The organism is Thainema salinarum CENA647 (assembly GCF_057732415.1).
Genome location: NZ_JBYJZJ010000022.1, coordinates 1,401,720 through 1,416,005 on the forward strand (window position 1 = coordinate 1,401,720; position 14,286 = coordinate 1,416,005).

The 14,286-nt window shown below is 52.4% G+C and carries 14 protein-coding genes and 2 pseudogenes; 12 read left to right on the plus strand and 4 right to left on the minus strand.

Annotation, left to right across the window (positions count from 1 at the left end):
- Nucleotides 1-1,368, minus strand: a complete 1,368-nt coding sequence (gene tnpC, locus AC286M_RS12950) for an IS66 family transposase (protein ID WP_488202877.1) — start codon at nucleotides 1,366-1,368, stop codon at nucleotides 1-3.
- Between the two features lie 48 nt (nucleotides 1,369-1,416).
- Here tnpC and AC286M_RS12955 point away from each other — a divergent pair, with 48 nt between their 5' ends.
- The 3 genes and pseudogenes from AC286M_RS12955 to AC286M_RS12965 form a co-directional block, all read left to right on the plus strand.
- Nucleotides 1,417-1,725: a sensor histidine kinase gene (locus tag AC286M_RS12955; protein ID WP_488204794.1), complete on the plus strand. Its 309-nt coding sequence runs from the start codon at nucleotides 1,417-1,419 to the stop codon at nucleotides 1,723-1,725.
- Nucleotides 1,718-2,161, plus strand: coding sequence for an IS200/IS605 family transposase (tnpA, locus tag AC286M_RS12960; RefSeq protein WP_488202591.1), 444 nt, complete (start codon nucleotides 1,718-1,720; stop codon nucleotides 2,159-2,161). The genes AC286M_RS12955 and tnpA overlap by 8 nt, the downstream gene beginning before the upstream one ends.
- 136 nt (nucleotides 2,162-2,297) lie before the next feature.
- A pseudogene (locus AC286M_RS12965) lies at nucleotides 2,298-2,773 on the plus strand (sensor histidine kinase); the annotation flags it as partial.
- Between the two features lie 140 nt (nucleotides 2,774-2,913).
- On the opposite strand, the gene istB reads toward AC286M_RS12965, so the two are convergent.
- Together istB and istA are read right to left on the minus strand one after the other, a co-directional pair.
- A complete protein-coding gene (gene istB / locus AC286M_RS12970) occupies nucleotides 2,914-3,711 on the minus strand; it encodes an IS21-like element helper ATPase IstB (protein WP_488203569.1) in 798 nt (265 codons plus the stop codon).
- A 379-nt stretch (nucleotides 3,712-4,090) separates the two neighbouring features.
- Nucleotides 4,091-5,203 (minus strand): annotated as a pseudogene (gene istA, locus AC286M_RS12975) (IS21 family transposase); the annotation flags it as partial.
- A gap of 707 nt (nucleotides 5,204-5,910) precedes the next feature.
- Here istA and AC286M_RS12980 point away from each other — a divergent pair.
- Nucleotides 5,911-6,921, plus strand: a complete 1,011-nt coding sequence (locus AC286M_RS12980) for an ArsJ-associated glyceraldehyde-3-phosphate dehydrogenase (RefSeq protein WP_488204795.1) — start codon at nucleotides 5,911-5,913, stop codon at nucleotides 6,919-6,921.
- A gap of 43 nt (nucleotides 6,922-6,964) precedes the next feature.
- Nucleotides 6,965-7,429 carry an MFS transporter gene (locus AC286M_RS12985; RefSeq protein WP_488204796.1) on the plus strand — a complete coding sequence of 155 codons (465 nt, stop codon included), beginning with the start codon at nucleotides 6,965-6,967 and terminating at the stop codon, nucleotides 7,427-7,429.
- Here AC286M_RS12985 and AC286M_RS12990 read toward each other — a convergent pair.
- A protein-coding gene (locus AC286M_RS12990) for an IS5 family transposase (RefSeq protein WP_488203451.1) occupies nucleotides 7,409-8,255 on the minus strand; the annotation gives its coding sequence in 2 pieces (ribosomal slippage) (nucleotides 7,409-7,879 and nucleotides 7,881-8,255; 846 coding nt in all). The two genes, AC286M_RS12985 and AC286M_RS12990, sit on opposite strands and share 21 nt — an antisense overlap.
- A gap of 82 nt (nucleotides 8,256-8,337) precedes the next feature.
- Between AC286M_RS12990 and AC286M_RS12995 the strand changes: the two genes are divergently transcribed.
- From AC286M_RS12995 to AC286M_RS13025, 7 genes are all read left to right on the plus strand, one after another.
- Nucleotides 8,338-9,159, plus strand: coding sequence for an MFS transporter (locus AC286M_RS12995; protein WP_488204797.1), 822 nt, complete (start codon nucleotides 8,338-8,340; stop codon nucleotides 9,157-9,159).
- 73 nt (nucleotides 9,160-9,232) lie between these two features.
- Nucleotides 9,233-10,399 carry an ACR3 family arsenite efflux transporter gene (arsB, locus tag AC286M_RS13000; RefSeq protein ID WP_488204798.1) on the plus strand — a complete coding sequence of 389 codons (1,167 nt, stop codon included), beginning with the start codon at nucleotides 9,233-9,235 and terminating at the stop codon, nucleotides 10,397-10,399.
- A gap of 164 nt (nucleotides 10,400-10,563) precedes the next feature.
- Nucleotides 10,564-11,937 (plus strand): FAD-dependent oxidoreductase, encoded by a 1,374-nt coding sequence (locus tag AC286M_RS13005; RefSeq protein WP_488204799.1) that lies wholly within the window; start codon nucleotides 10,564-10,566, stop codon nucleotides 11,935-11,937.
- Nucleotides 11,938-12,041: 104 nt separating this feature from the next.
- On the plus strand, nucleotides 12,042-13,082 hold the full coding sequence (locus tag AC286M_RS13010; protein ID WP_488204800.1) for a permease: 1,041 nt from the start codon (nucleotides 12,042-12,044) through the stop codon (nucleotides 13,080-13,082).
- Nucleotides 13,083-13,090: 8 nt separating this feature from the next.
- On the plus strand, nucleotides 13,091-13,348 hold the full coding sequence (locus AC286M_RS13015; protein ID WP_488204801.1) for a hypothetical protein: 258 nt from the start codon (nucleotides 13,091-13,093) through the stop codon (nucleotides 13,346-13,348).
- A gap of 57 nt (nucleotides 13,349-13,405) precedes the next feature.
- Nucleotides 13,406-13,843, plus strand: a complete 438-nt coding sequence (locus AC286M_RS13020; protein WP_488204802.1) for a transposase family protein — start codon at nucleotides 13,406-13,408, stop codon at nucleotides 13,841-13,843.
- The gene (locus tag AC286M_RS13025; protein ID WP_488204803.1) at nucleotides 13,843-14,241 is read left to right on the plus strand and encodes a transposase family protein; all 399 of its coding nucleotides are present in this window, start codon (nucleotides 13,843-13,845) and stop codon (nucleotides 14,239-14,241) included. Before AC286M_RS13020 ends, AC286M_RS13025 begins: the two co-directional genes overlap by 1 nt.
- Nucleotides 14,242-14,286: the final 45 nt, after the last annotated feature.

Sequence of the window (14,286 nt, forward strand, 5' to 3'; positions counted from 1 at the left end):
TCAACCCAGTAGCCAATCGGACTGCTGAGAGGTAAGGGCACGAGAAATGGCATCAAAGGCAGACATGCCCTGACGTTGTGCAGTATTGATCAGAGATCGCACCTGAGCGAACAACTCGGCTCCCCAGTCGGATCGAAATCCGTTAGTCACCTTGCGAAAGACCACACTCCAGCGCAACGCTTGCTCACTCGCATTATTGGTCGGCGGGATGGTCTCATCGGTCAAAAACAGCAACAGATGAGAACGAATCTTTCGATAACGTTTGAGCAACCGCTGCCCCTCAAGCGATTGAGGGTTGAGATTCAAAATCTCCCGCAGTGAACCGCGAAATCGAGCGCCATACTGCTCGACGGTCGAGGCCGCCAGAGTGTGTCGTCGTCGTTGCAGAGCAATGGCTTTGAGCAACAGCCGTTTCATCCGAGGAGCAAATAGGTCATCGCCAGCATCGATGGCATACTGACAATCACGCAGTTGATGGGCCAAACACACTTGCCACTCGTTTGCCGGATGGGCTGTCTGAGCACTGAACAAATCCGAGACCCACACCTGAGGCCGATGACCGTCCATCACCTCGTCAATGACAGCTTTTCCTCGGCTCGGACGAATCACATGCAAACAGACCTGCTCGTTTTGAAACACCCACTCCCACTGGTTGACTCCATTTACCCGTGCCCCCGTCTCATCACTGCCGACTAGACGAGCACTGCGTAAGCGCTCCACAATCTGGGCCACCGGGGATTGAAGTTGAGCCTGCACTCGTTTCAGTAGATTGGCAATGGCTCCTTCCGACAAGCTCAGACCCCAGAGGTCGCTCATCAACTGGCTCAGCCGCTGATAGCTGATGGCATGACGGTAGCGCAGATAGGTGACTAGACTTGCCACACTCGTGCCAAAGGGAGAACCGGGTTCCAACCCAACTGGAACGGGAGCCTCATACGTCTTTTGACAACACGGACACACCCCGCCATAGCGTTCCACCCGCGTGATGTCAGGGGTGAGCTGAGGCAATTCAATCCGCTCGTAAATCCCGCTCAAGCGCTGCGCCGAACGGTCAACCTCAGCTCCACAGTGGGGACAGCTCTTGGCTTGTGCCACCACCACTTGATTGGGCTGTTGACTTAATTCTCGCCCACCGTCACGGTGGCTTCCCGTTTCTTCCGATGGACTAGCCATGGGTTCACAGCGGCTCTGATTGGGTTTGAAGCCCTTGGAGGGAGGCAAACTCGAATTGCGCGACGTTTTCTTTACCCGCTTTTGCTTCAGTTGTTCGACTTCTGCTCGCAACCGTTGCAGCTCCTGCCACAGCCCTTGAATCAGGGCATCTTTTTCGGCGGGGCTTAATCCATCGAGTGGGGGCAGTTCTGTCATGGCAAAAGCTTATCATCTTCTCTCAAAGCCGTGCTTGGGTCAACCGAGTTGAGCAATTACGATGAATTTTTAGCGGTGCTCTCGCATGAGTTGCGGACGCCACTTAATCCCATCCTCGGCTGGTCTAGATTGCTTCAGGGTGGAAAATTAGATGCGGCCAGAACAACGTTTGCCTTAGAAGCAATTGAGCGAAATGCCAAGCTGCAAACTCAGCTGATCGAGGATCTCTTAGATATTACTCGCATCATGCGAGGCAAACTGAGCCTCAATATGGCTCCGGTTAACTTGGTGCCGATCATTGAATCTCTTGGGGTCCATTCCCCGCCGCTCTGCGGCGTAAGATCTAAGAATGAGTGAGTACATCCACAAGAGTCATAACGTAACAGTTTTGCTATACCACTTAGTGTTTCCAGCAAAGTATCGACGGGTTGTGTTTGATGAGCAAGTAGATGCGGTTCTGCGAGAGGTCTGCCTCGAAATCGAGAAACGCTACGAGGTGAAGTTTGTCGAAATTGGAGTGGACAAAGACCATGTCCATTTTCTAGTGCAGTCCGTGCCGACCTATAGTGTGACCAAACTGGTAACGATGCTGAAAAGTTTAACTGCACGAGAAGTCTTCAAACGATGCCCTCAAGTGAAGCAGAAACTTTGGGGAGGCGAGTTTTGGAGTGATGGATATTTTGCGAGTACAGTAGGCCGCCACGGGGATGAAGGAATGATCGCCAAATATGTTCAAGCCCAAGGCAAAGATTACCTCAAATTGCATCGGGATAATCAACTTGCTCTTTTTTGATTCTGATACCCCGTCCGCTTGCGGCGGGGTATTTCATTCCGCGATTGAAACAGTGCAATTAGCGGCAGAAGCGAAGTCCCTCGAAATTGAAACTATCTTTGATCAAGCGGTGGGGCCAGTTTTGGGAGACACGATTCGCCTACAGCAAGTAGTCTGGAATTTGCTCAGCAATGCCGTGAAGTTCACGGATGAGGGTGGACGAGTTGAGGTGAAGTTAGGGCAGATTGAGGGAAAGAGTAGGAGCGTGGGAGCATGGGAGCGCGAGGGAGTAGGAGAGTGGGAGAGTGGGAGAGTGGGAGAGTGGGAGATACCCCATCTACTCGCCAACTCACCTTCCCACCTACCTCTCCACCCGCTTATGCTCAAATTATCGTCACAGACACTGGCAAAGGTATTCACCCTGATTTTCTGCCCTATGTGTTTGAATATTTCCGACAAGAAGACGGGACAACAACGCGCAAGTTTGGCGGCCTGGGGTTGGGGTTGGCGATTGTGCGCCATTTAGTGGAGCTGCATGGTGGCACCGTTCAGGTGGACAGCCCAGGCGAGAACCAAGGCGCAACGTTTACGGTTCGCTTGCCGCTGTTCAGGAAAGAGATCCAAAAATTTTAGAAGTCTATCAAATGTCAAGCTTTTGGCGTGACGCGACAGCTAGATAGGCGAATCCGTCAGTTGAACCGTTGCCGATGAATAACGGAATGAATAATCGATCATAGCTGTCACGACAGCTATGATCGCTGACCAAATGAGGATTAAGCCTGAGATGAAGCGTGAGCGGAGCGCGTCGCGGCCGACCGTTTGCGATAGCTATCGGCCTGCATTTCAACAATCAGAGCATGATGAACCAGCCGGTCGACAGCGGCAACGGTCATCATGGTGTCGGCAAAGACAGCGTCCCACTGACTGAAGGGCTGGTTCGCGGTAATGAGCAGACTACGCCGCTCATAGCGATGAGCAATCAACTCAAAGAGGACAGAAGTTTCGGCTTCTGACTTTTTGACATAGCCGAGATCATCAATCACCAGCAAGTCAAAGCGGTCGAGTTTCTTGAGCAAAGCGGGCAGTTGCAGTTGTAATTTAGCCTGCTGCAACTGCTGAACCAAGGTGGTTGCGGCAAAGAACTTAGCCCGCTTGCCCAGTTCCACAATGGCGCGAGCGATCGCAGTTGCTAGATGGGTTTTACCCACGCCAGAGGGGCCAAAGATCAAACAGTTTTCGGCTCGCTCCAACCAGCGGGTGTCGGTGGTCAGTTGCATCAAAGGAGCCGGATTGAGCTGGGGAAGATGGTCCCACTCAAAGTTGGAAACCGTTTTGGCCGGGGGCAGTTGGGCCTCTTGTAGGGCGCGTTGGAGGCGCAGGCTCCAGCGCCGCTCCACCTCCAATTCGCACAGTGCCAGCAAGAATTGAGCGTAAGACCACTGGTCTTGCATGGCTTGATGTTCGAGGCTTTCCCAATGCTGGAGCATGTGAGAAAGCCGCAGTTGTTTGAGGTGCAGACTCAGGCTCTGGTAAGGACTGATCGGTGGCGTCGGCTCGGAGGAGTTGGTCATAGTCTTGGAGGTTATGTTGTTGCACCTGGATGTTCGGCAGGACGGACTCGCTCAGGAGTTGAAAGTGTTGACGCAGCGCGCTCAGCGTTACTGTGCCAGCGGCTAATTGCGCGTCTAGATACTGAGCCACTGCCGCTTCTCGGTTTTGCGTGGCCGCAATGTAGAGTGCTTCAACCATTAACCGAGCGGCAGAATCGCGGTCAAAAGACGTCTCCAGTTGGTGCCATAGAGAGCGATAGTGGTCATTGGGCAATAAGTCGTGCTGCCATGTGCAGTAGAGGAAGGCGCGGGGTTTGCGCCTGAGACCTTCGATAACATGGCGATAGTTGACGCACCGGGCGCGCCGTTTATCGTTGGCCGTCACGCGCACCCGTGGCAGTTCCACCACCAACTGGCGCTCCAGGTAGCCACAGATGCGGTCATGATACAGATGCAGTTCGAGCTGACGACCAATTAACCGGGAGGGCACCGTGTAGAGGATGCAGCGCACGTCAATGGTGCTGCGCGTGCTCACGCGGGCGGTGAGGACTTCATAATCAGCCACCCGATGATTGGGCAGGGGCTGTAAATGCTTCTGCTCTTCGGTAAACTTGGCTTGGTGCTGCTGATTGAGCTTATCAACCGAAGCCGCAATGAACGCTTGATAGGCGGCCACATTCTCAAAGTCATGGCTGCCCCGCAGATACAACGCTTGGGTGATGCGGTTTTTCAGATGGCCATGCGGAGACTCAATCGCGCCATTCTCGTGAGCAATCCCTTTGTTATTGCGCGTCGGTTCTAGACGGTAGTGGTGGCACAGGTCATCATACAGGCGAGTCAACGGTTTGCGACCTGTGCCACCGGTATTGCGATAGGCGGCGCTCAGGCTATCGGTGCGATGCTCCTTGGGGGCTCCACCACTGGCAAACAGCGCATTCTGCAACCCTTCCGATAAAGCGATAAAGCTCTCGCCCCCTTGAATCACTTGGGCATAGCGCCAACCGCTATAGGCCAAGCGGTAGTGGTAGAGCAGATGCTCAAACGGTTGACCGTTAATCGTAATCTCAACGCCTTTGAGTTCCGTGAAGTCGGAGATGCCCATCACCCCAGGCTCGTGGCGTAGTTCAAACATCACTTCCGGTGCTTCACCATACAATGCTTTCCACGTTTTCACTCGCCGTTGCAGGGTGCGCAGCACTTGCGGATATTGACCGGGATAGCGCTCTTGTAAGTACTCGAACAACGTCATTGGCTTCAGTCTTGGCTCACGCCGCAACATCGGTTCCAACTCGTCTTCCCATACCCCAGCTAACGGGTCGGCGCTCGTGCGCCAATCCCGCAAGCGACCTCGATTGGGTTGATGCGTCCCTGCTTCAATTCGTTGACCGGTTCGGTCTGAAAAGTCGGCAATCGCAGCTGCATCACTCTGCGTTAGGCCGAGGTCTCGCGCTTTCTTATACACTTTGATTTGATAACTTTGAATAGTTTGTTTGGGCACTGGTGGCTTCCCCACATTCTTGGGAGATGCCTCTAGTGTCTTTTTCTATGACGACAACTGGAACAGGTGATAAAAAATGGTGCTCTCTACCCGGCTGTGTAACTGTCGTCGGCAGGTCTCACCCGCCTATGTCATTGTCGTCTAATAGAAGTCATCAGTTTTTAGTGGCAGGGATGTCAATTCAATGAAACTTGATGGTAAGTCTCTCGTCGATACATCAAGTTTCGTTGAATAGCGGCTTGAACGTTGTTCGATTTTCTCCGGCTTCAGATCGTTGGACTGTCAAGAAAGCAGGAGCTGTGTGCCTCTGACCTGTGCGATCGCTATAGTCGTCGCTACTTGCTTGAGACAATGACGCAATCTAACGTTCAGACGTTAAAACGCTAGAACGTTTTTATTGTCTCCCAACGTCCTGGCCAATATGACTACTGCCATCAAGATTTAGCAGTTAAACCCTTCATTTTATCTCAAGACGATGAATTCAACGGTTAAGTTTAATGAAGCAGTTTGACAACGTATTCTGCATTGCTTGATCAAATCAAAAACATTTGATTTGATGGTAGGCGTGGCTCACACCTGCCCTATGCCGACCCGTAGGGGCGAAGCATTCTGGCAATACGTCTGTAATGAATGCAAAAGATTGTGGCAGAATGCTTCGCTCCTACAACCGTTGATGGCGTTTATGGCAGCGATTTCCGTATTCACCTGGGATTAGAGGTTGTATGACACAAGTTGCGATTAACGGATTTGGTAGAATTGGTCGCTTGCTGATGCGGGCGGTCTGGGAGTGGCCGGAACTAGATTTTGTTCACATCAACGAGGTCAAAGGAGGAACCGCTGCTGCGGCTCACCTGCTCAAGTTTGATTCTGTACATGGCCGCTGGGCACCGGACGTCGAAGCGGCGGGCGAAGACCGCATTCTCATCAACGGGCAACCGATCAGCTTTAGTGAATACTCAGCTCCCGGTGATGTGCCCTGGGATGAGCTAGGGGTCGATATTGTATTGGAATCTTCCGGCAAGTTCCGCACGACTGAGCTACTTGATCCCTACTTCAAACGCGGCGTTAAAAAGGTGATTGTGGCCGCTCCCGTGAAGCAAGGGGCGCTCAACATCGTCTACGGCATTAATGATCACCTCTACAATCCTTCAGAACATCACCTGTTAACCGCTGCATCCTGCACCACGAACTGTCTCGCTCCAGTCGTGAAGGTAATCCATGAAGGACTGGGGATTAAGCATGGCGTGATTACAACCATTCACGACAACACCAACACTCAAACAATTGTGGATGCGCCACATAAGGATCTGCGGCGGGCACGAGCAACCAGTTTGTCCTTAATTCCGACAACGACCGGATCGGCAACCGCGATTGGCCTGATTTATCCAGAGTTGAACGGCAAGCTGAATGGGTTGGCGGTGCGGGTGCCGTTGCTGAATGCCTCACTGACGGACTGCGTATTTGAAGTTGAGAGTCCCACCACTGTTGAAGAGGTGAATCAGCTCCTGCGAACCGCTTCTGAGGGAGAGCTGAAGGGCATTCTCGGCTATGAAGAGCGTCCCCTCGTCTCGATTGATTATAAAGATGATCCTCGTTCGTCCATTATTGATGCCCTTTCCACGATGGTGGTGGACGGCACTCAGGTGAAAATTCTGGCCTGGTATGACAACGAGTGGGGCTATGCCAATCGGATGGCGGAATTGGTGCGCAAGGTCGCGGTTTCGTTGGCGTAATCATTGATCCGGCGTGTAATTGTTCACATCATCCGATCAACCTATGGAATCCTCTACCACATTTGATAAAGCTGGGGTTCGCAACTACGCTCTTGTGACAGCCGCTTACTGGGGCTTCACCCTCACTGATGGGGCGCTGCGGATGCTGGTGCTGCTCTACTTCTATACGATTGGCTACTCGCCCTTTGAAGTGGCGATGCTGTTTCTGTTTTACGAGATCTTTGGCATTGTTACGAACCTGTTCGGCGGCTGGATTGGGTCACAGTTTGGTGTAAAACTCACCCTGTACGGCGGCATTGCACTGCAAATTGGCGCATTGCTGCTCATGACACCCGTGAATGAATCCTGGGCGCTGGCGTTGGCAATTCCCTATGTGATGGCAGCGCAGGCGCTATCGGGGATTGCTAAAGACCTGACCAAGATGAGTTCTAAAAGTGCCATCCGCCTGGTGATTCCGCAGGATGCTCAGTCATCGCTGTTTAAGAGCCTATCCGAAAACCTCAGATGAGCGAAATGTGATGACCGCACTGGCAAGTTGTAAGAACGCCAGATAGTTTTCGGGCTTCTTCTCCCAGCGGATCAACAGACGGCGAAACCGATTCATCCACGAATGAGTCCGTTCGACCACCCACCGTCTGGCCCGATAGTTGGGAATGTCGTGAATCACTAGGTCACCCTCGTTTTGAGGCGGAATATGCCCTTGATAGCCCCACTGCTTGAGAATCTGGCGCACCGGGTGATAGTCGTAGCCGCGATCCAGACAGAGATGTCTTGATTCCTCGTCCTCCACATCCGGTGGCACCAGCGGTTGAGCCTCTAAAGTTACCTCAACAAGTTTCATGTCATGCCGATTAGCGGGTGCGAGCACAAAGGCCAGTGGGATGCCGTTGCCATCGGTTAAAACCGAGCGCTTGGTGCCCAACTTGCCACGGTCAGTCGGGTTGGGGCCTGTCTTTTTTTCCCCCCAGTGGTGCTTTGACCATCGCACCATCCATCGATTGCCAATGCCAGTCCACTCCTTGAGTGCGGGCATACTCCATCAATCCCGCCTGCCAAAAGCGAGCAAACGTGCCGTTGGTTTGCCACTCTTGAAAGCGGTCATGCACCGTACTGGAGGCCCCTAAACACCGAGGCAACGCATTCCACTGACAGCCGGTGCAAAGGATGTAAAAGATCGCATCTAAGGCTTGGCGATCATCCATGCGAGGGCGGCCTCCCTTAGGCTTGGGTGGCTCCTCTGGAATCAGAGGATGCAGGCGCTCCCACAGCTCATCGGGCACCCGATAACGAGGGTCAATTTCGACGGTTGAACGAGGAGGCGTCACGGTAGACATCTGGGACTGCTCCTATGGCGACACCTTCACCTTAAGCACTCATCTCTCGAACAACATCGGTTTTCGGATAGGTTCTAAGTGGGTGGCTATCCTGACTGGATCAAAGAATGCCCTGAAGGGGGTTGGCTTTTTTATTGGCAGCGTTTTGCTAGCGGCATTCGGCTACGTGAATGCGCTGCTGATCATGGCCGGGGGGCTTTTTCTGGTGCTGCTGTCGAGTCGATGGCTGCCGTCCGGCATGGGCAAAATTAAGGCCAAGGTGAAGTTTCGCCAGCTTTTTTCTAAAAGTCGAGAGATCAACATTCTCTCTGCCGCTCGATTCTTCCTATTTGGAGCCAGAGATGTTTGGTTTGTCGTCGGTCTGCCCGTCTTTCTCTACAGCGAGCTGAACTGGACGTTTGAACAGGTGGGCGGCTTTCTGGCCATCTGGGTGATTGGCTACGGTATCGTACAGTCCCTAGCCCCGACAATTCTCAAACGCTGGGGATCTGGCCAACCACCAACCGCTAAGACCATTCGCTTCTGGACTGGATTTTTAACGGCGATGCCTGTTGCGATCGCACTTGCCTTGCAAACGGGTCGTCCGCCTGGACAAACCATTGTGATTGGCCTGATGGCGTTTGGCATTGTGTTTGCGTTTAACTCAGCGGTGCATTCTTATCTGGTGTTGGCCTTCACGGAAGACGATAAGGTAGCGCTGAATGTGGGCTTTTACTACATGGCAAATTCGGGCGGACGATTAGCCGGAACGGTGTTGTCGGGTCTGATCTTCCAATTCTTTGGCCTAGTGGGCTGTCTGTGGACATCAGCACTGTTTGTGCTGCTGGCGGAACTAATTACGTTGAAGCTACCCAACCCCAGAGCCGGACGAGACATTGCCTGGAAATCGGGTGGTGGTGACTGATCCCGTCGTGAACATCGGTGCAGGGGAGCAAGGGAGCTAATTTGTTGTCGCAGTTTAGAGAATCGGTGGACGTATGACAAAAGAGTATCGGAATGTGCAATCCAAAGCCGTGCAGGCTGGCGGACAACTGAGCGTCTTTGAACGATATCTAACTGTTTGGGTCATCCTGTGCATTCTGATTGGGATTGCGCTGGGGCGCGCGTTTCCTAATCTCGCCGAGGCTCTGGATTCCATGAGCATCTATCAGGTGTCTGTGCCGATTGCCGTCTGCCTCTTTTTCATGATGTATCCCATCATGGTCAAGATTGATTTTTCTCAGGCCAAGCAAGCGGCCCAAACGCCCAGACCCGTGATGTTGACGCTGGTGGTGAATTGGCTGATCAAGCCGTTTACGATGGTGGCCTTTGCCCAGTTCTTTCTGGGTTGGCTGTTTCGTCCACTCTTGGAGAGTACCGAAATCATTCGCGGCGTTGAAGTCTCGTTAGCCAATTCCTACATTGCTGGCGCGATTCTGCTCGGCATCGCCCCCTGTACGGCAATGGTGCTGATGTGGGGCTATCTGTCCTACAGCAACCAGGGGCACACGCTGGTGATGGTGGCGATTAACTCGCTGGCGATGCTGTTTCTCTATGCGCCGCTGGGCGGCTGGTTGCTCTCGGCTAACGATCTAACGGTGCCGTGGGAAACGATTGTGCTGTCGGTGCTGGTTTATGTGGGGCTACCGCTACTCGCAGGAGCGATCTCGCGCACCTGGATTCTGCGCCATAAGGGGAAAGCCTGGTTCGATCAGGTCTTTCTCAAGTACCTGAGTCCAGTTGCGATCGCAGCTCTCCTGATCACCCTCATCTTGCTCTTTGCCTTTAAAGGCGAACTGATCGTCAACAATCCGCTGCACATTCTGCTGATTGCCGTTCCCCTGTTTATCCAGACCAACTTTATTTTCCTGATCACCTATGTCGCCGCCCAGAAGCTGAAGCTGGTCTACGAAGATGCTGCCCCCGCTGCGCTGATCGGAGCCAGTAACCACTTTGAAGTTGCGATCGCAACGGCAGTGACGCTCTTTGGCCTCAACTCCGGTGCAGCACTCGCAACCGTAGTTGGTGTGCTGATCGAAGTCCCCGTCATGCTGATGCTGGTCGAAGTTTGCAAACGAACCGCCTTCTGGTTTCCCCGTGAACCAGAAAAAGCTACGTTGCCTGATCCTCGATGTATTAAGCGGTTTGGGGAAGCGGGGTTTTAGGTTTTGGGTGTTGGGCACTCGTCTACCTATCGACTCGTAACAAGTTATTGCCATGAAACACATTATGTTTATCTGAGATCGCAACCTTCGCTGCTCGCAGATGCAGATAGATTTACCCGCTATTTCAGGAATAAGTTCGTTAGTGATGGAATCGCGAGGTTACTATGTCCCATATTTTAATAATCGGTGGTAGTGATGCGGGTATTAGTGCTGGCCTGCGGATCCGGGAACTTTCCCCAACCACCAATGTCACAGTCATGCTGGCTGACAACTATCCTAACTTCAGTATTTGTGGGTTGCCTTTCTACCTTAGTGGCGAAGTACCTAACTGGCGCAACCTGGCCCACCGTACCCAAGACGATCTTCAGCGAGAAGGTATTCATCTATTGGTGAATCATCGGGCAACCCACATTGACCCAATAGAGCAAGTTGTGACCGCAATTAAATCCAGTGGCTCTGAAGTCAGAGTCTCCTACGACAAGTTAATTTTAGGAACTGGAGCGCTCTCTCGGTATCCCCAAATCGATGGGCTGGAATTACCCGGCGTGTATTTTCTCCGTTGGATGGGTGACAGTTTCCATGTTCATCAACACCTGACAGAGCATAGTCCGAAATCAGCCATTATTGTCGGTGGTGGCTATATTGGGTTAGAAATGGCCGATGCTCTCACTCTGCGTGGGCTTCAGGTAACGCTGGTGGAGCATTCTCCAACCGTTCTTAAAACAGTTCATGCCAACTTTGGTGAACGGGTCGCGGACGAGTTACAGCGGCATGGCGTAACCGTTGTAACCGGAGTTGCAGTTGAGCGCATCAAATCCGTAGGAGACCAGCTCCAAGTCACTGGGACTCCAAGTTTCTCAGCGACAGGAGACTTGGTCTTGGTGGCTGTTGGTGCCGTACCCTCGACGGAGTTAGCGCAAACAGCAGGAGTTGCCCTGGGGTCACACAATGCAATTCAGGTCAACCAGCACATGGAAACCAATGTCTCGAATATTTACGCCGCTGGAGACTGTGTTGAAACGTGGCACCGTCTACTGCAAAAGGATGTCTATATTCCATTGGGGACAACTGCTCACAAGCAGGGGCGAGTCGCTGGGGAGAATGCCATTGGCGGCAATCGAGAATTTCAAGGGACGTTGGGCACTCAGGTCGTGAAAGTATTTGATCTGGCGATCGCCCGTACGGGTTTACGAGAAGCTGAGGCAATAGAAGCTGGCTTCGAGCCAGTTACCGTTGAGTTTGAAACTTGGGATCACAAAATCTACTATCCCGATGCTCATCCCATCCGTATTCGTGTGACGGGAGATACCAAAACTCGACAACTCTTGGGGGCACAAATCATTGGTCACTATCAGGGAGAAGTGGCTAAGCGAATTGATGTTTTTGCCACAGCCCTCTTTCATCGAATGACGGTTGACCAGATCAGTGACTTAGACCTGAGCTATACCCCGCCGCTGAGTAGTCCCTGGGATCCAGTTCAAATGGCCGCTCAGGCTTGGTCAAAGCAGGTTACTCAGCCATCCTTAGCTTCGGTTTGAGTTTTTAGTCGATTACCACTGAATGGATTGTAAATCTCTGAGCCAAACTCTGGCTCAGTTAGATGTCTTCCACTTGACGATTCAGCTTATTCAGGAATTCATCCATGACTACTAATGTACTGACACGCTTCCACCGCAGCGTACGGCACTTCGATAAAGTGGCGCTTGCGATCGCCCTCATTCTCTTAGCCTTGGCGATCCTTGTACCGTCTCAAGTGTCTGCCACGCTTACGTTTACGCTCAAAAGTTTATGGAAAGTTGCTCCATTTCTGCTGCTGTCGATTGGGATTGCGGCCTATGCTTCAGCCAGTGGTGCCGACAACCTAATTTCTAAAGCATTCCAAGGGCGCGTCGCCGTCATGATTCCTGTGGCAGCGATATTTGGTGCGTTCTCCCCCTTCTGCTCCTGTGGTGTGATTCCCTTAATCGCAGCGCTGCTCTCGATGGGAGTACCCGTGGCCGCCGTGATGGCCTTTTGGCTCTCATCGCCATTGATGGATCCGTCTATGTTTGTATTGACGGTTGGGACATTAGGGCTTCAATTTGCGATCGCAAAAACGATCGCGACTGTTGGCATTGGTTTACTCGGTGGCTTTGGCACATTGGCCTTGATGACATCAGGTTGGTCATCCACCGCATTTACCGATCCGTTACGTGAAGGTGTTGGCAACGGCGGTTGCGGCGGTAGCCGAGTGCGTAATCCGAAACCTGTTGTGTGGCAATTTTGGACACAGCCGGAGCGACGACAAAAGTTTTGGGCAGGAGCGGGTAAAAATGCTTGGTTTCTTGGTAAATGGTTAGCGCTGGCGTTCGTGCTGGAAAGCCTGATGTTAGTCTACGTGCCGGACGGATGGATTCAAGCGATCGCAGGTGATGGCGGTCTAGTCTCGGTTTTTGGTGCGGCACTGGTTGGCATTCCTGCTTATCTCAATGGCTACGCTGCCTTACCTCTGGTGAACGGGCTCATTCAGCAAGGCATGTCACCGGGTGCAGGTATGGCGTTTCTCCTAGCTGGTGGAGCGACCAGCATTCCCGCCATGATTGCAGTCTTTGCTTTAGCCCGCCGTCCCGTGTTTCTGGCCTACCTCGGTTTTGCCTTTCTTGGCTCCGTGATGGCTGGATTGCTCTACACGATCTGGTTGTGAGGTTAACCATGCATCCCATCGCATCTCTACCCAACGTCGCACTTCAACCCCTTGGCATCATATCCAAACAGTTTCTTCAGCGGGGACTGCAAACGTTCCATGAAGCCTGTCAGTGGACAAAGGATTTGTCCTATGGGCCTAACTCCAACACCAACGATTCTTTAATCCTATTTGAGGAAGGCCACGGTACCTGTACCACTAAGCATGGTGCGATCGCACGCCTTGCCCAAGAACATCATCTACCAATAGACCTCTTGCACGAATAACTTGACTGGTTGAGAGCACCTGACAGAGACTCATAAAAGCCCTTAGTTCCAACCGCAATGACGTACGAACGGATCAGCCAACTCAAGCCGAATGACTTTCGCCGCTACTGCGGGGTCAGCCCCGAGTCCTTTGCCACAATGGCCAAAACCATTGCCCCTGGACTTCCTCAAGCCGGTCAGCGTGGAGGACAGCCCGGTTTCAGCGTGGAAGACCAACTGCTGATGACCCTGGAATACTGGCGAGAATATCGCACCTTCTTTCATCTGGCCGTGAGTTGGCAGACCTCTGAAGCAACGGTCTGCCGCACCATCACTCGAGTGGAAAATGAGCTGGCTGCCTGCGGTTACAGCAAGTTGCCGGGGCATAAGAGTCTCACAGAGGAGACAGACGCCACCTCAGAGGTGATTGTCGTGGATGTGAGCGAGTCACCGATTGAACGTCCGAAAAAAAACAGAAGCACTACTTCAGTGGCAAGAAACGCAAGCATACCTTAATGGTGCAGTTAGTCATCGACTTGGCCACATTGCAGGTGCTGCACACGGTCTATGGCAAGGGGCATGAAAACGACTTTGGTCTGTACAAACGCTCGAAATTACAACTCAATGAGAAGTTGGAGTTGCTGGCTGATAAGGGATACCAGGGAATTGCAAAGCTTCATAGCAAGAGTTTCATCCCCTGCAAAAAGCCACCCGGTGGGAAGCTGACTCCGACGCAGCGGGCTTACAATCGGGAGCTGGCCAAACTGCGTATCAAGGTCGAGCATGTTATCCGTCGGTTGAAAATATTTCGCATCTTGGCAGAACGCTATCGCAATCGTAGGAGACGCTTTGGGTTGAGGTTCAATCTGATTGCTTCGATTTACAACTGCCAGCTTGCTCAAACCACCGCTTAGATTCGTGCAAGAGGTCTAATCCACAAACATCTGGGATTTTATCGA

What these genes read in the sequence shown, in the direction of transcription:
- tnpC (WP_488202877.1), bottom strand. Translation starts at nt 1,368, where the DNA reads ATGACAGAACTGCCCCCACTCGATGGATTAAGCCCCGCCGAAAAAGAT.
- tnpA (WP_488202591.1), top strand. Translation starts at nt 1,718, where the DNA reads ATGAGTGAGTACATCCACAAGAGTCATAACGTAACAGTTTTGCTATAC.
- istB (WP_488203569.1), bottom strand. Translation starts at nt 3,711, where the DNA reads ATGACCAACTCCTCCGAGCCGACGCCACCGATCAGTCCTTACCAGAGC.
- AC286M_RS12980 (WP_488204795.1), top strand. Translation starts at nt 5,911, where the DNA reads ATGACACAAGTTGCGATTAACGGATTTGGTAGAATTGGTCGCTTGCTG.
- AC286M_RS12985 (WP_488204796.1), top strand. Translation starts at nt 6,965, where the DNA reads ATGGAATCCTCTACCACATTTGATAAAGCTGGGGTTCGCAACTACGCT.
- arsB (WP_488204798.1), top strand. Translation starts at nt 9,233, where the DNA reads ATGACAAAAGAGTATCGGAATGTGCAATCCAAAGCCGTGCAGGCTGGC.
- AC286M_RS13005 (WP_488204799.1), top strand. Translation starts at nt 10,564, where the DNA reads ATGTCCCATATTTTAATAATCGGTGGTAGTGATGCGGGTATTAGTGCT.
- AC286M_RS13010 (WP_488204800.1), top strand. Translation starts at nt 12,042, where the DNA reads ATGACTACTAATGTACTGACACGCTTCCACCGCAGCGTACGGCACTTC.
- AC286M_RS13015 (WP_488204801.1), top strand. Translation starts at nt 13,091, where the DNA reads ATGCATCCCATCGCATCTCTACCCAACGTCGCACTTCAACCCCTTGGC.
- AC286M_RS13020 (WP_488204802.1), top strand. Translation starts at nt 13,406, where the DNA reads ATGACGTACGAACGGATCAGCCAACTCAAGCCGAATGACTTTCGCCGC.
- AC286M_RS13025 (WP_488204803.1), top strand. Translation starts at nt 13,843, where the DNA reads ATGGTGCAGTTAGTCATCGACTTGGCCACATTGCAGGTGCTGCACACG.